The sequence below is a fragment of the Planococcus salinus genome (genome assembly GCF_003719725.1).
GTDB lineage: Bacteria > Bacillota > Bacilli > Bacillales_A > Planococcaceae > Planococcus > Planococcus salinus.
On the sequence record NZ_RIAX01000001.1, the window covers coordinates 45,799 to 67,429 of the forward strand.

Genomic DNA, 21,631 nt, shown 5'->3' on the forward strand with positions numbered 1-21,631 from the left:
GCCATAATGGAAGAAAAAACGACTGCCAACTTTAACTTGGCAGTCGTTTTTGAGTTTTCCATAAAACAGTTACATCTGTTTTTCACGGATAAAATCAGGCAGCTCCATATCGCTGTAAAGTTCCGGGTGAATCAGTTTTCCCAGTTTAACGGCACCTTCGATCAAGCGGGGGGAAGGGCGGCAATACAGTTCTTCTTCCATTATATGAAGCTGTTCGGCAGCTTTCATATTGTCATAGCCTGACCGTTTCCGGACAAGGGCCGGTTTGACTTTCGAGGTCATGATGCCCACCCAGGCAAGCAGTATAAAATCGGGATCACGTTTTCTTACGTCGTCCCAATCCGTCTGAATGTTGGCTGAATCCACATCGTCAAATACATTCCGTCCTCCCGTCATGTCACTCATTTCGGACAGCCAGTTGATGCGGCCAGGAGTGAACACCGGTTTTGGCCACCACTCCCAGTAAAGTGATGGACGGAACTGGACATTTGCAGAACGCGATTTGAGTTCTTCGATGATAGCCATGTAGTCCGCATGGATTGGTTCCGGGTCAACTCCGCATGCTTTGCCGACCGTCAGAAGATCCTGGCCGATGTCATCGAAAGATTGAGGGTTGAGCACGAGATGAGGGATTTTTCGGCGGATCAGTTCATCAACATTTCTCTCCATACCCGGCACACTGAGCGAGGCCAATACCAAATCAGGCTTCAAGGCTTCGAGTTCATCCATTCTTATCGATAAATCAGGTCCGAGTCTTGGGAGATCATTGACGTGTTTAGGCCAGTCGGAGTAATCATCGACGGCAATCAGCAAATGATCGGCTCTGAGAAATGCGAGCAGTTCCGTATTGCTCGGACAAATTGAAATGATTCTCATATTTTCTGCACCTCCACTTTTTCACATCATACCATAGAAAAATCCTCCAACCCAGAGGGCGGAGGATTTATGGAAAGAGACAGGAAAACGAAAAATCCCCGACCGCTTCTCAACGGCCGGGGATTTACCAGAAAAATTAACGAGAGTAGAATTCAACGATTAGTTGTTCGCTGATTTCAGCAGACAATTCGCTGCGCTCTGGAAGACGTACAAAAGTGCCTTCTTTTTTGTCAGCATCAACTGAAACATACTCAGGCACGAAGTTGCTTACTTCGATTGCTTCGTTAACAACATCAAGGTTGTTTGATTTTTCGCGGAATGCGATTGTTTGTCCTGGCTTCACGCTGTATGACGGAATGTCAACGCGTTTGCCGTCAACAAGGATGTGACCGTGGTTTACCAATTGACGGGCTTGGCGGCGAGTGCGCGCAAGGCCTAAACGGTAAACGACATTGTCAAGGCGAGTTTCAAGTAGGATCATGAAGTTCTCACCGTGTTTGCCTGGCATTTTACCGGCTTTGTTGAACAATGTTTTAAATTGGCGTTCGTTCACACCGTACATGAAACGAAGCTTTTGTTTTTCTTGAAGTTGCAAACCGTATTCAGAAACTTTTCTGCGTTGGTTAGCACCGTGTTGACCTGGAGCATAAGGGCGTTTTTCTAATTCTTTACCTGTGCCTGTAAGGGAAATTCCCAAACGGCGTGACAGTTTCCATGATGGACCTGTATAACGAGACATATAAGTCTCCTCCTCTGTTTTTGGTTTTTAGAGTAAAATAAAAACCAGATGTATTCATGCTGTAAGCCATTTTGTTTTCATGTACCTTCGCTCAGCAGCCAAGAGTTACGCGATACACCTCATCGTAATAAGAGGAACAAAATGGACAGACACGCACATACAACTGCTGCGATTATTTTACACAAATTCTAGTGTAACCGGACACAGTCAGAAAGTCAATCAATGAAAACGATAAATCAGCATGCGCCCGATTTTACGGGTCTCTTTTTGAAACCGGGAACCCGAAGAGTTTTCAATCAGTGGAGATCAATCAAAATGACCGGCTTTCTTTTTGGGTGGACACAAGGTAGAATGGAAGTAAAGTATGTAAGCGCTTTCTAAAATAGTTAAGGGGTGTAAAATAATGAAAAAGCCATCGGTCAATATTGAAACTTCCATTATACACAAAGGGTATGACAGTTCAAATCATCATGACAGTTTGTCTACGCCGCTTTATCAAACGTCCACTTTTTCCTTTGTGGATGCGGAGCAGGGGGAAAATCGCTTTGCCGGCCATGCTGAAGGGAATATTTATTCGAGGCTCGGAAATCCCACAGTCCGTGTACTGGAAGAACGCATGACGGAGATTGAGCAAGGCGCAGGGGCTTTGGCCTTCGGTTCGGGCATGGCTGCTGTCAGTGCCATATTGATTTATTTGACGAGAGCTGGAGACCATGTGCTTTGTTCGAGAGGAATATATGGCTGCACATTCGGTCTTTTGGAGATGATGGAAGAAAAATACGGTATTACGCATCAGTTGGTTTCGATGACCACGGAAAAGGAAATCGAGCGGGCGATTCGTCCCGAAACGGTGTGCATCTACGTGGAAACACCGATCAATCCGACAATGGAAATCGTGAATCTGGAAGCTGTAAATGCGGTAGCAGAAAAATACGGGTTGAAAGTAGTGGTCGACAATACATTTTGTTCACCGTACCTGCAAAATCCGTTGTCGTCAGGAGCCGATTTTGTGGTGCACAGTGCTACAAAATATTTGAATGGACACGGAGATGTCGTAGGTGGAGTCCTCGTCGGGAGAGACGGGGAAGAAGTGAAGAAAATCCGGAAGACTGTCCAAAAAGATGTTGGCGGCATTATGTCGCCGTTCGACGCCTGGCTGTTGCTGCGGGGAATGAAAACATTGCCGGTGCGAATGGACCGGCACGTCAGCAATGCCAAAAAGGTTTTAACATTTTTGAAACAACAGCCGGCTGTTACAAAAGTTTTTTATCCGTTGGATGAAGGTCATCCCCAATACGAAATTGCCCAAAGGCAAATGCGGGAAGGCGGAGGGTTGATTTCATTTGAAATCGAGGGTGGAAAAAAAGAAGCTCAGGCTTTCATGAATTCCTTGTCCCTGATCAAAATCGCCGTCAGCCTTGGTGATGCAGAAACGCTTATTCAGCACCCTGCCTCGATGACTCATGCGGTTGTTCCATCAGAAGACAGAGAAGCAATGGGCATCAGCGAATCGTTGCTGCGGCTGTCGGTTGGTTTGGAGCACCCCGACGATCTGCTGGCAGATTTGTCCCAGGCTTTTGAAAAAGTAAAGCCGAAAATTCAGCAGCTGTAAAAAGAAAGCCCGAAGCCCTTTACAAGGGACTTCGGGCTTTTCCTTTAGACAATTAGAGATGCTTCGTCAATACATCTGCAAACTGTTCCAATCCTGTTTGGTCTTCTTCATCAAAACGGCTGAGTTCGGGGCTGTCGATATCCAGCACACCGATCACTTCGTTGTCTTTGATCAACGGAACGACGATTTCGGAACGGGAAGCGGCATCACATGCGATATGGCCGGGAAATGCATGGACATCTTTTACCAGCATCGTCTTCTTTTCAGACACTGCTGTGCCACATACCCCTTTGCCAACCTGGATTCTCACGCAGGCAGGGAGGCCCTGAAACGGTCCGAGGACAAGTTCGCCTTGTTCCATCAGGTAAAACCCGACCCAGTTGACGCGCTCCAAAAATTGGTTCAGCAAAGCGGAAGCGTTGCTTAAATTGGCAACCGTATTTGTCTCACCGGTAAGAAGTGCATCCAGTTGTTTGGTCAACGCCGTGTATTTCTCGATTTTCGTGCCACTGTAATCAGTTTGAGTAAACATGAGTATCCCCATTTCGTTTGTATGATTTATTCATTATAAAATTTTTCGTAATGGTTGTGCAAGCCTTTGACACTGTGGGCATCAGAACCGAACACGAGCGGTATGCCAAGGAAACGCGCATATTCGATATACGGCATTGGCGGGTAAGGTTCCCGGCAATCAGGTTTGGATAAGCCGGCGCTGTTCATATCGATTTCATAGCCGGCTTTTCCAATCAGCTCGATCATTTGGCGAATCTGTTGACTGTCTTCTATCCGTTCACCATGAGCCAGCTGAAATTTCCGGATCAGTGTCGGGTGGCCGATGCGTTTCGGTTTGTATTCGCCAAGGTCCGCACGGATTGATGCTGCCAGCGTATCGTAGTACAATTCATATGCAGATTCTATGGATCCTGCCTTGCCGGCCAGTTCCATAAATGCTTCTTTGCTGAAGTCGGCACAAATATATTCCCGGCCCACCTGCAGAAAATGCACCGATAATATCGCATCATCCAGCAAAGGGCCGAATTCATCAAGGAAATCGCGGATTTCAGACTCAAAGCCTTGAATATAATCAACTTCAAATCCGGTCCGGATACGAATGTCTTTTTTATATGCGTCTTTAACGCGGCTTATTTCGTCCAGGTAAGCAGGCACATCTTCTCTTTTCATGGCACTGTCCCGCAACGGCGTGGGATCAGTAAAAGACAAGGGAAGGGGAGCATGTTCTGCAAAGGTGATATCCGTGAAACCGGAGCGGATCGCCTTTTCAACATAAGCATCCAGTTGGTCATCAGTGCCGTGAGGGCAGAAAGCCGTATGAATATGGCCATCTCTTTTCATAAAAACACCATCTTTCATTAATAAGAAAAATATTTCTCGCATTTCTTCCAATTTGTCAAACACAGAATGAAAATACATGTTAAAATAAAAGAATCATGACTTGAAATTAAGTAAAGTTGAATAGTGATTTGGAACAGGGGGCTACATGACTTATGGTGAAGTATATCATCATTGCGGTCATCATTCTATTAGCGGTAATTATCGTTGGCTTTTTGTTTCGCAAAAAGCATAACGCCGAAATTGAACGCTTGGAACAGTTAAAACTGCAAATTCAAAATAAACCGATACTTGAAGAACTGACAAAAGTGAAACAACTGAACATGAACGGCCAGACAGAAGAAATGTTCGAGCGCTGGCGTAACATATGGACTGAAGTAATGGATGTACATATCCCGAAAATTGACGCTTCCTTGTTTGATGCAGAAAAAGCCATTGACCGTTTCAAATTCGGAAAGGCTTCAACAATTGAACAGGACATTGAAACCAAAATCGAAAAAGCTGACGAGCAGATGAACCAGATTCTGAAGGAACTGGAAGAATTGATTGGAAGCGAAGAGAAAAACCGAAATGAAATGGACTTATTAAAAGACCAGTATCGTCAAGCGCGGAAAAACCTGCTTGCCCACCAATATTCGTATGGACCGGCAGCAGTGCCTCTTGAGAAGAAACTGGAATCGTTGACGCCTCAATTTGAGCAGTACGACAAGCTGACAGAAGAAGGGGATTACTTAAAAGCCCGTGAAAAGGTCATCAGCTTGACATCAGAAGGAAATCATACGTTTTCTTTGATAGATAATATCCCGCCATTACTGGCGGATATCAATTCCAAAATTCCGGCTTCGATCAATGAGTTGCGAAATGGCAAAAAGGAAATGGAAGAACAGTCCTATTACTTGAACCATCTGGAAATTTCTCCGCAACTGGATGCGATGGAAGAAGAATTGGCAGTTCTGAAGCAACAGATCGCCGAACTGAAAGTGGAGGAAACAAAGGAACGCACGGACGCAATGAAAGAAAGCATTGAATCTTTTTATGAATTGCTGGAAAAAGAAGTGGAAGCAAAGCATTTTGTCGATCAGTTCAAAGCTGAAACTGAAAGACAATTGACGTATGTGATGGCTGAATCCCGCACCATGTTTGATGAGTACGCAGTGGTTCAGAGAAGTTACAAAATACCTGAAAATGACGCGGCAATTCCAAAAGCCTGTATGGAAAAGCTGGAAGATTTGCAAAAACGGTTTGAATTGCTTCAATCCCGTCTGGATGAGGAGCAATCCGCTTATTCCAGTCTGCAGGAAGAGTTGATCCTGATCAGAGATGAATTGACAACGATTGATTCGGTTCAATCCGAATTCATGAAATCACTGAAAAATTTACGGGTGGATGAAACCGCAGCACGCCAAACGCTGGAATTGCTGAAACGAAAACTGCAGGAAACGGATCGTCTGCTGCATAAAGCGAATACACCGGGAATTCCGGAAGAAATGGACGTTCGCCTTGAAGAAGCGGAAGAGCAGTTGTTTGTGGCGATGCAGGCAATGCGGGAAGTGCCTTTGAATATGAACCAAGTCGCCAATTATCTATCAAAAGCTGAGAAAAGCATTAACGAAGTGGATGACAAAGCGAAGGAAATGGTGGAGAATGTGTTATTGATTGAACGCATTATCCAATATGGTAACCGCTACAGAAAAACCAATCCTCAAATGAATGCCAAATTGATGGAAGCTGAAGAATCCTTCAGACAACTTCGTTATTCAAAAGCATTGGAAGAGGCGGCGACTGCAGTGGAAAATTTTGAGCCAGGTTCGATGAAGCGCATCGAAATGCTGGTCAAAGAAGAAGCATGGCGCACGTAAGACAATCCAGAAACCACCAGCCTTGAGCTGGTGGTTTCTTTTTCGGAGGTAAGCTGAATGATTTATTTGGACAATAGCGCAACGACCAAACCCAAAAAAGAAGTTCTGGAAACATTCCTGAAAGTGAATGAGCAGTACTACGCCAATCCGGCATCACTTCATCAATTGGGCAACGAAGCGGAAGATTTGCTGGAAAAAGCCCGCCTGCAGATAAAGCGCCACTTGCAGATGGACAATATCATTTTCACTTCGGGAGGCACAGAATCGAATAATTTGGCACTTGCCGGCACAGCAGCCGCCTACCGTCACAGAGGCAGGCACATCATTACAGCTTCCACTGAACACCCATCCGTATTAAATACATTGGAGAAGCTGGAACAGCAAGGTTTTGAAGTGACAAAACTGCCGGTGGATGCCAATGGGCAGATCCATTTGGATGACTTACAGAATTCGCTCAGAAATGATACCATCCTTGTCAGCCTGATGCATGTAAACAATGAAATCGGCACAGTGCACCCCATTGCAGCCATTGCCAGGATGCTGAAAAACAGCAGAACTTTTTTTCATGTGGATGCCGTTCAAAGCGTTGGGAAGTTACCTTTTGATAAAACGGCAATGCCGGATTTATTGACCATATCCGCCCATAAAATCCACGGATTGAAAGGCAGCGGGGCATTGGCATTCAACGGGGTGAAACCGAATGCCATACAGCAAGGGGGCGGCCAGGAATTTGGACTGCGGAGCGGGACCGTTTCCGTGCCGCATGCAGCAGCGCTTGCCAGAGCATTGAGAATGACAGAAGAAAATCCTCTCCACAGCCAGTGGAACAAAGAACTGAGAACTTTTTTTACTAGCTGCAAAGATGTAAAAGTTGTCAGCCCGGCAGCGGGGGCGCCCCATATTCTGTCGATTGCCATCAAAGGGCTGAAAGGGGAGATTGTGGTTTCCGGTCTGCAAAAAGAAGGCGTCATTGTTTCGACATCCAGCGCCTGCTCCTCCAAGAGCCGGGATACCAGCCATGTGATCGAGGCCATTGGCGTACCAAACGAATACAAAGACGGTGTCATACGAATCAGCTTTGGTGCGTTTACGACAGAACAAGATATAATGGAAATGAAAAAAGCATTCGAGCAAGTATACCGCTTGATCAAAGGAGTTTAATCGTTATGAAGACTACACAGGTACTCGTGCGTTACGGTGAATTGTCAACAAAAGGAAGAAATCGTAATTCGTTCATAGGCCGTCTACGCGACAATATACGTCAAACGTTCTCCGATTTGGAGAACCTTCACATAAAATCAGAACGTGACCGCATGTTTATTACAGCGGCCGATGAAAAAGACATGGAGCAGGTAATCAACCGGCTGCCGAACGTATTCGGAATTCAATCATTCAGCCCTGTTACTGAATCGGGATTGAGCATTGAAGAAATGAAGAACACTGCCATGTCCATTGTGGGAAAAATGGATACCGCCGGAAAGACTTTCAAAGTGTCTGTAAAGCGGGCAAATAAAAACTTTCCACACGAAAAGCCGGAAATCATGCACGAAGTGGGATCCCACGTTCTGCGGAATTTTCCTGAATTGTCGGTTCAGATGAAAAAACCCGATATTGAATTGAAAGTTGAGATACGGGAAAAAGCAGCCTATATGATGGCGGAAGTCATTCAAGGTGCAGCCGGCTTGCCTGTAGGCGCCGGCGGCAAGGCGCTGCTCATGCTGTCAGGCGGCATCGATAGCCCGGTAGCCGGCTATCACATGTTGAAACGCGGAGTCCGGCTGGAATTGATTCATTTTTTCAGTCCGCCGTTCACCAATGACCGGGCAAAAGAGAAAGTATTTGATTTGGCTGAAAAACTGAGCCAATTCGGATCTTCCATCAAATTGCATGTTATCCCTTTCACCAAGCTTCAGCAGGAAGTGCATAAACAGGTTCCGGATAACATGACGATGACATCGACGCGCCGAATGATGATGCGCATTGCGGACGAAGTACTGAAAGAGACTAACAGTAAAGCGATTATTACGGGAGAAAGTTTGGGTCAAGTAGCGAGCCAGACATTGGAAAGTCTGCAGGCCATCAATGCAGTGACTACTACACCGATTCTCCGTCCCCTTATCGCTTTGGACAAACTGGATATTATCGGCACCGCTCAGAAAATCGACACTTACGATATATCAATCCGTCCTTATGAGGATTGCTGTACGATTTTCACACCTGCCAACCCAAAAACAAAGCCCAAGCTCGATAAAGTTGAATACTACGAGAACTTTGTATCTTTCGATGAAATGATTCAGGAAGCTGTAGATCAACGGGAAATTATCCAATTTCCGCGTGTAAAGGAAAACACATTCGAAGATTTGCTTTAAAAAGGCTGCCGTATAGGCAGCTTTTTTAGTGGAACAAAAAATGTTAGTTTAAACACGGTGAACTTTTATTTGAAAAGTCGCCTCATGTAATCCAGTTTTTCTTTATATTGATATTATTTTGAATACTAAATCATCTGCTGTATAATCAGAAAAGGAGAGTGAAAATTACTACACAGCTTGGGGGAATTCAGATGGAATGTGAAGAATTATTGGCACCTGAATCATACAATCTGGTTCAGGAAATTGAAAAGTTTGCGACTGGCGAAGAAAAGAAAGCGATTGTATGGGAAAACGATAAAGGGCAAAGCGAACAAGTTACATACGATGAGTTAATCAAACGGGCAAACAAAGCGGCCAACAGTTTCGAAAAAGCGGGATTGAAAAAAGGGGATGTCGTGCTGGTAATGGTCCCACGCCTGATCGAGGCATATGTATCCTATATCGGCGCATTGAAAGCGGGATTGGTTGTCATTCCAAGTTCGGAAATGCTGCGCGCCAAAGATATCGCATATCGTTTGAACCACAGCCATGCAAAAGCGGTGATTGCTTACGAACCGTTTATGGATCAATTTGCTGAAGTGGAAGAAATGAAGAATGTCATCAAATTTGTCATCGGCCAATCCGACAGTTCCTGGATTTCGTTGACCGATGAAATGGCAGCGGCGTCTGAACAATACGAAGCGGCAACCACGCGCAACGATGACATGGCGTTTTTATCGTATACTTCAGGCACCACCGGCAACCCGAAAGGAGTGGTGCACAGTCATGGCTGGGCATATGCGCATCTGCGTACTTCAGCCGAGCATTGGTTGGGAGCAAAAGAAGGGGACCTGGTTTGGGCCACGGCAAGCCCGGGATGGCAAAAATGGATCTGGAGCCCATTCCTGGCCACGTTGGGAAGCGGCGCGACCGGCTATGTTTATAATGGCAAGTTTGATCCCGAAACTTATCTTCAAATTCTGGAGCGCCAAAAAATAAACGTATTGTGCTGCACGCCTACAGAGTACCGCTTGATGGCCAAACAGAAAGATTTGGCCACCTATGATCTTTCGTCTTTGCATAGTGCGGTATCTGCGGGAGAGCCACTGAACGCCGAAGTGATCAACGTTTTTAGAAACAATTTTAACCTGGAAGTCCGCGATGGCTATGGCCAGACAGAAAACACATTGCTGGTAGGTGTCATGAAAGGCATGGAGATCAGGATCGGTTCCATGGGAAAACCGACACCGGGCAATCGTGTGGAAATCATCAACGAATTCGGAGAGCCCTGTGAAGCGGGAGAAGTTGGCGACATAGCGGTGCATAAGGACACACCAGCATTGTTCAAAGAATATTTCAGAGACGATGAACGGACAAAGATGCAATTCCGAGGTGACTATTATGTCACAGGAGACAAAGCGGCAAAAGACGACGATGGCTATTTCTGGTTCGAAGGCAGAGGAGATGATATCATTATTTCTTCAGGATATACAATCGGGCCGTTTGAAGTGGAGGACGCACTCATTAAGCATCCAAGCGTCCAGGAATGTGCGGTTGTCGGTGCGCCGGATGAAGTGCGGGGAAGCATTGTGAAAGCGTATGTGGTACTGGTGGATGGCGAAGAGCCGTCGGAGGAATTGGTGCAGAAACTGCAGAATCATGTAAAAGAATTGACTGCGCCATACAAATACCCGAGAGCAATCGAGTTTGCCACGGAGCTGCCAAAAACGGCTTCCGGAAAAATACGCCGTGTGGAATTGCGGAACCAGGCAAAAACCACTCAGCAGAAATAATCGTAAACGAGGAAGTGGTCCCGCAATTTTAGCGGGACCACTTCTTTTGTATGGTTTACTTTATTATTATACAGGCATATAATTGACCTGTTATTTCGAGTGGCAAAATTTATAGAGAGTGGTGCGAGATCAGTATGGCAGATGAGAAAAAAGGAGTTATTTTTGCGGTATTCACTTATATGATCTGGGGTGTTTTGCCGATTTATTGGAAACAGGTGGATCATGTAGGATCTGATGAGATATTGGCTGCACGCGTTTTTTGGGCTTTCTGGTTGACAATAGCCTTCATTTTTTTGGTCGGGGGACACAAACAGCTTCTGGCGGACATCAAAGATTTATGGGCATCTAAAAAGAAATTCTTCACATTGATGCTGGCTTCATTATTCATTTCGACAAATTGGTTTTTGTATATTTACGCCGTGACGAACGATCGCATTGTGGAAACGAGTCTGGGATATTACATTAATCCGCTTATGTCCATGCTGGTCGGAGCGATTGTGCTGAAAGAGAAGCTGGTGCCAGCGGTAAAAGTATCATTTGGCCTGGCGGCGATAGGTGTAGCTGTCCTGACCATTTCCTATGGATCGCTGCCTTGGCTGGCACTGGGGATGGCGTTCAGTTTTACGGTTTATGGTTATATTAAGAAAACGATCAAATTGAACGCACTCGGGGGACTGGCGGTTGAAACGTTATTTGTTTTGCCTTTTGCTGTCGCTTATTACATTTATCTCTTTTCAATCGACCGGGTCGCTTTTTTGCAAATCGGCATAACCACAGACATCTTATTGGTGATCAGTGGCCTTGTGACAGCGGTGCCGTTATTGTTGTTTGCGTTGGGCGCACCTTTGATTCCCCTTTATATGATCGGCTTTTTGCAGTACATTGCACCAAGTCTTATGCTGGTTATCGGGGTCGTACTGTATGGAGAGCCGTTTGATATGATTGACCTGATCTCGTTTTCATTCATCTGGAGCGCTTTGATCTTGTTTACATTGTCAAAAGTCGTGGAGGCAAGAGACATCAGGCGAGCGAAAAAAGCTGGCTCCGTATAAAGATTTTGATTTAACGGAACTTTTTTCAGCATAGACCGTAGAGTTTATAGAAGAAACTAAGGAGGGAATACAGATGAATGCGAAAAGATGGATTGCCATAGCGGCTGCTGCAGTCGTGCTGGTCATTTCCGTGTTGTTCAATTCAGCCTATACGCTTTTTCAAAGCAATCTAGGCTCTGGCATTGATGAGTACATGGCTTTGGAGGAATCCGATATTTCGGAAAATGTCATTGAAGAAGGAAGCGGCAATTCCCGGATTGCTGTCCTGGAAGTGGAAGGCACAATCCAGGATACCGGAGATGCTTCATCGTTATTGGGGAGTACCGGTTATAATCATGATTTCTTTATGAAGCAACTGGAACAAGTGCGGGAAGATGACACAGTAAAAGCGGTGGTGCTGAATGTCGACACACCTGGTGGCGGAACGCTCGAATCATCACAGATCCACGATGAAATTGTAGAAATCCAGGAAGAAGCAGGAAAACCGGTATATGTCTCAATGGGTTCCATGGCGGCTTCAGGCGGATATTACATATCGGCCCCGGCTGAAAAAATCTTTGTCAGTCCTGAAACATTGACCGGTTCCATCGGAGTGATCATGCAAGGAGTGAACTACTCTGAGTTGGCAGAACGCATTGGCATCGATTTTGAAACGATCAAGTCGGGACCTTATAAAGACATCATGAGCGCCAACCGGGATATGACGGAGGAAGAACGCGCATTGATGCAGGAAATCGTGGATCAATCCTATAATGCATTTGTCGATGTAGTGATGGAAGGCCGCGATCTGTCGGAAGAAGAGGTGAGAGCTGTTGCGGACGGCCGGATCCTGAACGGACGACAGGCGGTTGAAGCCGATTTGGCTGATGAATTCGGTCTGGAAGAAGATGCGATTTCGCAGCTTCGGGAAGATTACGATTTGGCGAATGCACAAGTGTTTGAGTATGGTGCACCAGGTACCGGTCTTGGATCTTTGTTGTCTATGAAAGTGAACTCGTTCCTGGGCAATGACATGGAGACCAAACTGGTGGCGGAATTGCTGTCGAATTACAATTCACCACGGCTGATGTACTTATACGGTGAGGAATAAGGAGGGGCGATTATGACGGATCATGTGGATAACAAAACACCGGAAGCTGTGACAGCCGGGGAACATCGCCCCGACTCACCAAGCTATGAAGAGACGTTGTTTTATGAACGCAAGCCGGCTGGATTCTGGGTGCGGTTTTGGGCTTATCTGATCGATTTGGCTGTAATTTGGGGAATTACTTCGATTCTCCTCAAGCCGGTGTTTGCAGCATTTGGCGTGGAAACAAGCGACAGCAATTGGTATGCGCCTTATACCATTTTGTCGGCTGTTCTGTTTTATGGATATTTCGTCTTGATGACAAAGTTTTTTGCGCAAACGGTCGGAAAAATGATTATGGGAATCCGAGTCGTATCGTTGAAACAGGACCGATTGCCATGGGGCACATTATTGTTCCGCGAATGGATTGGCCGCTTCCTGTCAGTGACGATTTGGCCGTTGTACGCGATTGTCGGATTTACGCCATTGAAGCAGGGGATCCATGATTTTATCGCGGATACAACTGTGGTCCATGAAGAATCATATCGGAAGCGAAGAATGTTGAAAAAAACAAAAAGCGATGGCTCCGGGTTGCAAGAGAATGCAGCGTTTTAGTAAGATGAAAGTATCATGAAAGGGAGGCGTTCTTATTGGTACAAGTTACATTCAAACAAAACCCTGTAACACTGCCAGGGCACGAAGTGAAAGTAGGAGACCAAGCACCAGACTTTACAGTACTGGCGAACGATTTAAGTCCCGTTACGTTGAATGACACAGCCGGTAAAATCAGACTCATCAGTGTGGTTCCGTCGCTGGACACAGGGGTATGCTCGGACCAGACCCAGCGATTCAGCAAGGAAGCGGAGTCTTTAGGTGATAACGTCGAAGTCCTGGCGATATCCTGTGATTTGCCTTTCGCCCAAAAACGTTGGACGGAGGTCAATAATGTAAATACGATCACCACATTGTCTGATCACCGTGATTTGTCTTTTGGAGAAGCATACGGAGTGACTATGCAGGAACTTCGTTTACTTGCCCGTTCAGTTTTTATCATTGATGAAAACGACAAAGTCAGATACGTTGAATATGTGCCAGAAGGAACTGATCATCCGAACTACGACAAAGCACTAGAAGCGATGAAAGAAGTAACAAACTAATACAAGAAACCCACTCATATCGAGTGGGTTTCCTTATTGAGGACTGAGAACAGATGGATTCAACGATGGAAAAGATATTTACGTTTATTGACAACCACGCCACAGCCATACAAAAAGAACAGGAGCTGCCGTATCTGGAAAGCTTGCTGGCGACAACAGAAAACTGGCTGGATGGCCATATCAAGCCGGAACAGCAAGCAAGTAAGGAAGACATCCGAAAAGCCATTCAATTGGCTGTGCTGAAAGGCATGAAAGAACATATTCAACCGCATCACCAAATGACTCCGGATGCACTTGGTCTGCTCATGGGTTATCTGGTGGAGTTGTTTGTGAAAGATAAACAGGCGGTGATTCTTGATCCGGCAGTCGGTACAGGAAATCTGCTGCTTACGGTGATGAATTATCTGGACGGCCGGATGACCGGAGCGGGAGTGGAACTGGACGATCTGCTTATTCGGCTAGCCGCCAATACGGGAAACCTGGTGGAGCAGCCGGTGACGTTCTATTTACAGGACGCTCTCCAGCCACTTATGATCGATCCGGTGGATGCGGTCGTATCGGATTTGCCGGTTGGGTATTATCCGAATGAAGAAACTGCGGCATCCTATGAGTTGAAAGCAGAAGAAGGCATGTCCTATGCCCATCATCTTTTTATCGAACAATCGTTAAAGCATACTACAGAAGGCGGCTATCTGTTTTTTGTTGTACCGAAATTATTATTCGAGTCGCCTCAAGCCAGTCAGTTGCACAGCTTTCTGAAAAAGCATGCCCATATCCAGGCGGTGATGGAGTTGCCGGAAACATTGTTTAAAAATTCGGCTCACGCAAAAGGCATATTGGTACTGCAGAAGAAAAAGGAAGGACTCAAAGCGCCGAACGAAGTACTGCTGGCACGCGTACCGAATATGTCGAACCCCAACACAATGGCGAAATTCTTTTCCCAGGTCAATGAGTGGTTTAAGGAAAACAAGCAATAAAAAGTCCCATCATGTTATAATAATGGCCAATACAGCCTTTCACAGGCCTACTTAATGGAAAAGAGGAACGAACATGGCAGAGTCCAAAGACGCAACGAAAAAGATCAGTCTGCAAGAAGCGGTTAAACGCCAATTGGAAGCGAAGAAAAACCAGTCTTCCAACAAACAAAGCGGTGGCAAGAATTCTAATGAAACAAAAAAGATGAAAAGCCAGCAGACAAAAAAAGTAAGCAATACACGCCGGAAAATGGGCGTATAAGCAGCTGCATCCATGAAAAGCTTCTCAAGAAATTGAGAAGCTTTTTTTGGTGAGCTTCATTCACAACAGCAGCACAAAAATATTTTTTTCAACTTATTGCTTTTCCGTATTTCTGGTATATATTTATTATGCAATACAAAAAATAACAGTTATACGACAGGGGATAGCAAGTTGACAACGAACAAGTTTTTCATGGCCGCATCAGTGGCTGCAATTGCGGTGGCCAGTGTAACAGCGCCAGTGAGTGCAGAATCGGTGCATTCTTTTACGGACGTAGGTTCGACATATGATGAAGCGGTCAGCTTCTTGTATGAATTGGAGATCATCAAAGGAAAATCACCTACCCAATTTGGCACACATCAACAATTGACACGCGGAGATGCAGCAGTCATTTTGGCAAACGCCATCGGAGTGGATGTAGATGGGGCACCGGATGCCGGTTTTACAGACTTGAATGACCGTGTGAGAGGCGCTGTCAACGGCTTGGCTGAGTGGGGCGTCGTTTCGGGTGTGACGGAGACACAGTTTAAGCCAAATGAACCGCTAAGCCGGGGAGCCATGGCAAAACTATTGGTACTTGGATTCGAATTGGAAGGGTATGAAATGGAGACGCCTTTTACTGATGTAGGCGGTGTGTTTGCTCCTTATATCGAAGCGCTTTATGGTACAGAAATCACGAGCGGTAAAACAGCGACATCTTATGGAACTTACGCCAATATTACAAGAGGCGAATTTGCCAACCTTTTATATAAATCGTTCCTTTTCATGTTTGAAAATGTGTACGATGTCACTGTAGAAAGTGCTGAGCTCCGTTCTTCGACTTCGGTTGACCTTCTGCTTTCCGAAGCGGTACCGGAAGACTTTTCTGCACATGATATCGGAGAATTTTTTTACTATACAGCTGAATTTGAAGATGGCACAGTCGCCGATTTTATTCCGACTGTCTACAAACTTTCAACGGATCGTTTAACATTGACGGTTGAACACAGAAATTTTGACTTGAGCGGCAAAGCAGGAATTCTCTATATAGAAGATTTTGTAAACGGTATTAGCCTGCCGTTCAACTTTATTGAGGAAACGGCGATTATTGATTCACCGGCCGTAAGCGACCAAATCGGCGATCTTCCAGAAGAACTTCCGGCTACGGAAGAGACTGTAGAATAATAAACGAGACCAACTGCCATTTCCTTGTTAAAGGGAATGGCAGTTTTTTTGGGTGGCAGACATGAAAATAGTGCAGGAAATCTTTCTTCTGTTCTTGAATATAACAAGACACAGGAAATAAAAATCAGAAGCAAAGGATTTGTAGCCATGCATACATACAGTCTGGCAGAAAAGATATTGTTTCCGTCTGTTTCTCTGGACAATAAGCGGCTGGGAGAAGAGCTGCGGGGGAAGACGGTGCTGATTACCGGAGCGAGTTCGGGGATAGGCAAGCAGTTGGCGTATATGCTGGCAAGTATCGATGTTCATTTGGTGCTGGTCGCGAGAAGAGAAGACCGCCTCCTGGCAATGAAAAAGAACATCGAAATGAAAAGTGCCAAAGTCAGCGTTTGCCGGGCAGATATGCGAAATCAAACAGAACTGAAAACCATTCTGGCATTTTTGGAGCAATTGCCCAATGGTTTGGATGTCGTGGTCAGCAACGCCGGAAAATCGATTAATCGCCCGATCCGGGAATCATTGTCCCGCTATCATGATTTTACACGGACGATGGACATCAATTACGGAGCGCCGGTCCAGTTGCTGTTATCCGCTATTCCAGCTCTGGAAAAAAACAAAGGCCAAATCATCAATGTATCCACCATCAATGCGCTGCTGATCCCGATTCCGCACTGGGCTGCCTACCAGGCATCCAAAACGGCTTTTGACACATGGTTTCGCTCAGCGGCTCCCGAACTGAACGCCATTGGGATTGCCACTACATCGATTTATTTGCCATTGGTCAAAACGCCGATGATTGTACCGACCATAGCGTATGAACATGCTCCGGCGATGGCTGTTGAGCATGCAGCCCGCATCATTTGCCGGTCGATGTACACAAAAAAGAAATACTGCAAACCATGGTGGCTGTTTTTTTTGGAACTGGCTTCTGTTTGTTTCAGGTGGTTATTCGAGCTTCTCGTGCCAATTGCTTTGCGGGAAAAGGGGAAATCGGATGAAAATCATTGAATTCCTGAAAGTATTAGACAAAATCAATTTATTGTCTTTGCTGAATCTGCGTTATTTAGCCGCTTCCCTATACAAGAATGGTATCAATATCATGATGTTACTGGATTTTGCAGGCAAAGCGTACGGCGATCGCACGGCGTTGGTTGATGACAAAGAAACGCTGGGTTATAAGGGATTAGCGGATCAATCAGAAAAATTGGCTCATGCGCTTAAAATCCATTATCGCTTAAAAGAGGGACAGAAAGCCGGATTTTTGTGTAACAACGATGCTTCATTCATCAAAGCCGTCTTTGCTGTATCGCGTCTTGGACTGGATGTGTACTTGCTCAATACCGGTATGAGCAAAACCCAATTCAATCGTTTGATGGAGTGCCATAACTTTGATTTTCTGGTATACGATGAAGAGATGGCTCCGGTAGTGGAACAATTTTCCTATGCCGGACATCGGATGGTCAGTGGCCAGGTCAATCTGCTGACAGAACAAACCAGAATCAGGAGGAAACTTCCGAGGTCTTCAAGTGGCAGTATCATGCTTTTGACCGGCGGTACCACAGGTGAATCGAAGAAAGTGGCGCATAAACCGTCTTTATCTAATTACTTGAGCCCGTTTGTTGCCTTGCTCACAAGGCTCAAGCTGCTGTCTTGCAGCTCAATTTATGTCGCCACACCTATTTATCACGGTTATGGAATAGCGATTTTATTGTCCTCTGTGGCGTTAGGAAAAAAAGTTGTCATCAGCCGGCATTTTGAAGCAACAAAAGCATGCCGATTGGTGGCTGTTCACCAAGTGGAAGCTGTTACGGTTGTGCCGTTGATGGTACGGAGAATGCTGGATGCGGGTGCAGAAGAATTGAAGTGTCTACGGTGCATCGCTTCCGGTGGAGCAGAATTGGATTCCCGTTTGGTCGATAAAGTGTTCCGGGAACTGGGGCCTGTGCTCTACAACTTATATGGAACTTCCGAAACCGGTTTAAACATCATTGCAACTCCTGAAGATTTACGGTATTCTGCAAAAACTTTGGGACAAGTGATAGATGGACTGGAGTTGAAATTACTGAATGCTTCAGGCGAAGAAATCGGGGAAGGGAAGATCGGCCAGTTTTGCATAAAAAACAAATGGTCAATGAGCAACGCTGATCATGCCTGGATAAAGACAGGGGATTTGGGGTACCGGGACCACAAAGGCTATTATTTCTACTGTGGCAGAACGGATGACCTGGTTGTTTCAGGAGGGGAGAAAGTTTATCCGATTGAACTGGAACGCTTGCTTCTTCGTCATCCGGAAGTGAAGGATGCGGCGGTAGTAGGTGTTTCTGATGAACAATTTGGCCAGCGCCTGAAAGCTTTTGTCCAACCAAAAAACAAAGGGGTGCTAAACGAAACGTCATTGATCAGCTGGCTGAAAGCCAATGCCACCCGTTCCCACGTACCGAAAGAAATCGTGATTCTTGATTTGTTGCCCTATACGCCGTTAGGCAAACCGGACAAAAAGCAATTGGTGTAAAAAGAAATTTCAAGCAGCATTGGAGCAAACCAGCCGCGCTTCCTTCGGGAAGCGCGGCTGGTTTGTGGAATATTATCGAGTAAATAGATATTCCTTTTAAACTTCAGGTTCTTTTCTGGAATCTCACATAAACGACAGCCAGTGCCAATGACAGAAAAGTGATCATAAGCGACAGCCGGAAATAAGGAGGGCGGAAAGTAAGCTCTATCCGGTTGAATCCTTCTGCGGCCGGGACAGCCAAAAATGAATAATTTGCCTGCATAACTTCAGCATTTTCGCCATTCACCTTTGCCTGCCAGCCCTTTTCATACGGGACAGGCAAGACGAAAAAGTGTCCACCAGTTTCATTCGTCACTTCTGCCCTAATGTGGCTGCCGTCCCACTCGGCCAAAGAGACGGCTGCTTCACTCGCTGCTTTTTCCCGCAGTACTTCATAAGGTTCTTCGTACACCGCGATGTCGGTCAACTCGTACCGGCCTTCATCCATGCGGATGCGGACCGTATCATCTGCCGGCACGCGGATGGTGAGATCGTCAACAAATGTTTTGTAAACGGAGTCATTCGGCTTCCGAGTGGTGCTGTAGGAATTGACGGATAAAGGGAAACCATCACTCGGTGCATGATTAGTCAGATGAAACGATACATATAAATCACTTCCGGGATCTGCTTTTTCCAACAGTTCCAAATCCACTCCGCCGGTTTCACCGGTCACTTCCAAAAACCCATTGTCGTAATGGGCATCCACTCCACGAATGGTGAACGGAAGTTCTGTTGGAGGTGGCGGCAAAGGGCTGGGGTTCTGTATGTCTTGCAGGATGACACCTGACAGCATGGCATGCTCGCGGCGAAGCACCGGTGCTTCTTCCAAAGATTTTTCACTGAACGTTTCGGAAACGACACGGACAAACGGCAAGGGGTGACGGTTTTCATAAACAGTGTAATGCTCCGATGACAAGGTTTCCACGAATCCGAATGGTTTGTTTTCATCTTCATGCAGTAAAATAATGTAATCTGCCTGAAGCAAACTGTGCAGATTTGCCCGCTTGCCGAGTGTGGCATAGCGGCTGACGCTTTCCCGTTCCATATCAATTTCCAAATGATACAGGTAAAAATGCAGAACATGTTTATTAAGGATGCTGGCGTAGGCGTTGACTCCCCTGAAATCCTGCACAAGGGCTGTATTGTTCCGGATGCCTTCCATCCAATCGACGCGGTAGATGTCTTCCGTCTCACGTTCTTCGATTTGTTCCAGCAATCCGCGGATTTCCGGATCGTCGTAATCCGGCCCCGTTATAAATTCCTCTGTCACCTCATGCGTGCTTCCGCTCATCACCAATACAACCAACTGAAAACCGTTGACAAAACCAATCAGGCCAAAAATGATGAAGAAAGCGGCTTGCCAAGTTGTCGAAGGGGTCTTTACAGCCCGTGTCACCAAAAGGAAAGTGAGCAATGCCACACCGATGACAGCAAGAAATAAAATCAATTGCGCGTCGATGTTCCGATCGGCGACATCTTGGGCAAAGCGGAACGCAGTCAGAAGAAAAACAATGACGACAAAACTGATGACAACGGCCTGTCCGGTTTTTGACCGTTTGGATAAAGCGGCTGCATAGACCGAAAACAAACTCGAAGTGACAATGAAAATGACCGCAATCAAAGGCAGTCCGACCTCTAGATTCTTATCCGTCAGTGCATAAAATGCGTAGATGAAAAGTGAGGCGCCACCTGCGAATACCACCGGTTTTAATTTTAGATCAGACAGTCGGTTGAATCCGGCAGCGACGGCGCCACCCGCTGCAAAAGACAAAAAATATTCCCAGCGGTATTGAGGGGCAGAAAAGCCATTGAAGACACTTGCAGCCAGAGGGCTGAAATGAAGGAGCAAGCCGAATGCCGTGAGAATGGCAAAAAATCGGAATTTCCGGTCTCGGTACAAAGGCCAGGTAAAAACCAGTAAAACAAAGATGGCGGGGAATACGATGAAACTGCTCGTGTATAAGACGTTGTCAATCACGTTGAACCATTCGATTTCCTGCCTGTAGGGCGGACGGTGATTATTGACGAATGCATGGACTGCCGGGATAAACGACACGGCGCTGATGCCTGCGCCGATGAATGCCGCCCAAGCTGCTTTCAGGAGTACTTTGGACTTTTTTGTTTCATTTACTGTAAGCGGCATAAAAAGCCGGAACAGAAAGTAGATGCTGATCAACAGGAAATTGACATAGGCAAAATAGAAGTTATCAAACATGGAGATGGCTACAGCGAAGACCAGCCAGCCGGCACGATGTTCCCGGAAAAGTTTCTCCACGCCAAGCACCAGCAGGGGTAACCATAAACAGGCATCGGCAAAAAATTCCCAGAAAACGACATGGCGAAAGTAAATACCTGATAAACCATATACCGCCGCTCCAAGAAAAGCGGATAACCTGGGCAGGTCCATGTAGCGGAAAACGGCATAGGCGATGGCAAGCACCGCGGCCAGCCGGGTGATACTGATCCACACAGCAGCGTGTGCCCAAAACAAAATATCCGGATTATTTACAATGCCGATGACTTCCAGCAGAAAAACAAAACCGACTGTCAGCAGAAAAACGATGGAAGTGGAAAAGTAATAAGCAAGGCCGCTGAAAGTATCCCGGCCAAGTCCAAAATTTGGCGCATAGAAAAACTCCCCTTCTGTATATTGGTCATACAAAAGGGATTTGAAGGGCATCATTTGCGACAAACCGTCGTTTATGCCAACCATGAAACCATTTCGCGTCCATTCCAGAAGATAAACGCCATGAGCCATCATACTGATAAGCAAAAACAACACAGCCAATGTGAAAGCTGGGACAAATTTTTTCATGAGTCACCATCTT

At 45.9% G+C, this 21,631-nt stretch carries 19 protein-coding genes; 14 read left to right on the top strand and 5 right to left on the bottom strand.

Annotated features, from left to right (window positions below):
* Positions 1 to 69: 69 nt before the first annotated feature.
* Together EEX84_RS00220 and rpsD are read right to left on the bottom strand one after the other, a co-directional pair.
* Positions 70 to 876, bottom strand: coding sequence for a cobalamin-binding protein (locus EEX84_RS00220; protein ID WP_123163569.1), 807 nt, complete (start codon positions 874 to 876; stop codon positions 70 to 72).
* A gap of 136 nt (positions 877 to 1,012) precedes the next feature.
* Positions 1,013 to 1,615, bottom strand: coding sequence for a 30S ribosomal protein S4 (gene rpsD, locus EEX84_RS00225; RefSeq protein WP_123163570.1), 603 nt, complete (start codon positions 1,613 to 1,615; stop codon positions 1,013 to 1,015).
* Between the two features lie 403 nt (positions 1,616 to 2,018).
* On the opposite strand from rpsD, the gene megL reads away from it, so the two are divergent.
* Complete coding sequence (megL, locus tag EEX84_RS00230; RefSeq protein WP_123163571.1) at positions 2,019 to 3,227, top strand: methionine gamma-lyase; 1,209 nt, start codon at positions 2,019 to 2,021, stop codon at positions 3,225 to 3,227.
* A gap of 52 nt (positions 3,228 to 3,279) precedes the next feature.
* Here the strand turns inward: megL and EEX84_RS00235 are convergent, their stop codons facing one another.
* Both EEX84_RS00235 and hisJ read right to left on the bottom strand, forming a co-directional pair.
* On the bottom strand, positions 3,280 to 3,759 hold the full coding sequence (locus EEX84_RS00235; protein ID WP_123163572.1) for a GAF domain-containing protein: 480 nt from the start codon (positions 3,757 to 3,759) through the stop codon (positions 3,280 to 3,282).
* Between the two features lie 26 nt (positions 3,760 to 3,785).
* Positions 3,786 to 4,580, bottom strand: a complete 795-nt coding sequence (hisJ, locus tag EEX84_RS00240; protein ID WP_123164015.1) for a histidinol-phosphatase HisJ — start codon at positions 4,578 to 4,580, stop codon at positions 3,786 to 3,788.
* 152 nt (positions 4,581 to 4,732) lie between these two features.
* On the opposite strand from hisJ, the gene ezrA reads away from it, so the two are divergent.
* The 13 genes from ezrA to EEX84_RS00305 all read left to right on the top strand — a co-directional run bounded on the left by ezrA (position 4,733) and on the right by EEX84_RS00305 (position 18,764).
* Positions 4,733 to 6,436, top strand: a complete 1,704-nt coding sequence (gene ezrA / locus EEX84_RS00245) for a septation ring formation regulator EzrA (protein ID WP_123163573.1) — start codon at positions 4,733 to 4,735, stop codon at positions 6,434 to 6,436.
* A gap of 57 nt (positions 6,437 to 6,493) precedes the next feature.
* Positions 6,494 to 7,597: a cysteine desulfurase family protein gene (locus EEX84_RS00250; protein WP_123163574.1), complete on the top strand. Its 1,104-nt coding sequence runs from the start codon at positions 6,494 to 6,496 to the stop codon at positions 7,595 to 7,597.
* A gap of 5 nt (positions 7,598 to 7,602) precedes the next feature.
* Complete coding sequence (gene thiI, locus EEX84_RS00255) at positions 7,603 to 8,805, top strand: tRNA uracil 4-sulfurtransferase ThiI (RefSeq protein WP_123163575.1); 1,203 nt, start codon at positions 7,603 to 7,605, stop codon at positions 8,803 to 8,805.
* Between the two features lie 191 nt (positions 8,806 to 8,996).
* Positions 8,997 to 10,577 carry an acyl-CoA synthetase MbcS gene (mbcS, locus tag EEX84_RS00260; protein WP_123163576.1) on the top strand — a complete coding sequence of 527 codons (1,581 nt, stop codon included), beginning with the start codon at positions 8,997 to 8,999 and terminating at the stop codon, positions 10,575 to 10,577.
* 134 nt (positions 10,578 to 10,711) lie between these two features.
* Positions 10,712 to 11,629, top strand: coding sequence for an EamA family transporter RarD (gene rarD, locus EEX84_RS00265; RefSeq protein WP_123163577.1), 918 nt, complete (start codon positions 10,712 to 10,714; stop codon positions 11,627 to 11,629).
* Positions 11,630 to 11,702: 73 nt separating this feature from the next.
* Complete coding sequence (gene sppA, locus EEX84_RS00270; protein WP_123163578.1) at positions 11,703 to 12,719, top strand: signal peptide peptidase SppA; 1,017 nt, start codon at positions 11,703 to 11,705, stop codon at positions 12,717 to 12,719.
* Between the two features lie 12 nt (positions 12,720 to 12,731).
* A complete protein-coding gene (locus tag EEX84_RS00275; protein WP_123163579.1) occupies positions 12,732 to 13,310 on the top strand; it encodes an RDD family protein in 579 nt (192 codons plus the stop codon).
* A 35-nt stretch (positions 13,311 to 13,345) separates the two neighbouring features.
* Complete coding sequence (gene tpx, locus EEX84_RS00280; protein WP_123163580.1) at positions 13,346 to 13,852, top strand: thiol peroxidase; 507 nt, start codon at positions 13,346 to 13,348, stop codon at positions 13,850 to 13,852.
* 53 nt (positions 13,853 to 13,905) lie between these two features.
* Positions 13,906 to 14,829: a class I SAM-dependent methyltransferase gene (locus EEX84_RS00285; protein ID WP_123163581.1), complete on the top strand. Its 924-nt coding sequence runs from the start codon at positions 13,906 to 13,908 to the stop codon at positions 14,827 to 14,829.
* Positions 14,830 to 14,902: 73 nt separating this feature from the next.
* Entirely contained in the window at positions 14,903 to 15,088 is a 186-nt protein-coding gene (locus tag EEX84_RS00290) for a hypothetical protein (protein ID WP_123163582.1), read from the top strand.
* 171 nt (positions 15,089 to 15,259) lie between these two features.
* On the top strand, positions 15,260 to 16,252 hold the full coding sequence (locus EEX84_RS00295; protein WP_123163583.1) for an S-layer homology domain-containing protein: 993 nt from the start codon (positions 15,260 to 15,262) through the stop codon (positions 16,250 to 16,252).
* Positions 16,253 to 16,399: 147 nt separating this feature from the next.
* The gene (locus EEX84_RS00300) at positions 16,400 to 17,260 is read left to right on the top strand and encodes an SDR family NAD(P)-dependent oxidoreductase (protein WP_123164016.1); all 861 of its coding nucleotides are present in this window, start codon (positions 16,400 to 16,402) and stop codon (positions 17,258 to 17,260) included.
* A complete protein-coding gene (locus EEX84_RS00305) occupies positions 17,247 to 18,764 on the top strand; it encodes an AMP-binding protein (protein WP_240033886.1) in 1,518 nt (505 codons plus the stop codon). Before EEX84_RS00300 ends, EEX84_RS00305 begins: the two co-directional genes overlap by 14 nt.
* Before the next feature lie 103 nt (positions 18,765 to 18,867).
* On the opposite strand, the gene EEX84_RS00310 is transcribed toward EEX84_RS00305, so the two are convergent.
* A complete protein-coding gene (locus tag EEX84_RS00310; RefSeq protein WP_123163584.1) occupies positions 18,868 to 21,618 on the bottom strand; it encodes a YfhO family protein in 2,751 nt (916 codons plus the stop codon).
* Positions 21,619 to 21,631 lie beyond the last annotated feature (13 nt).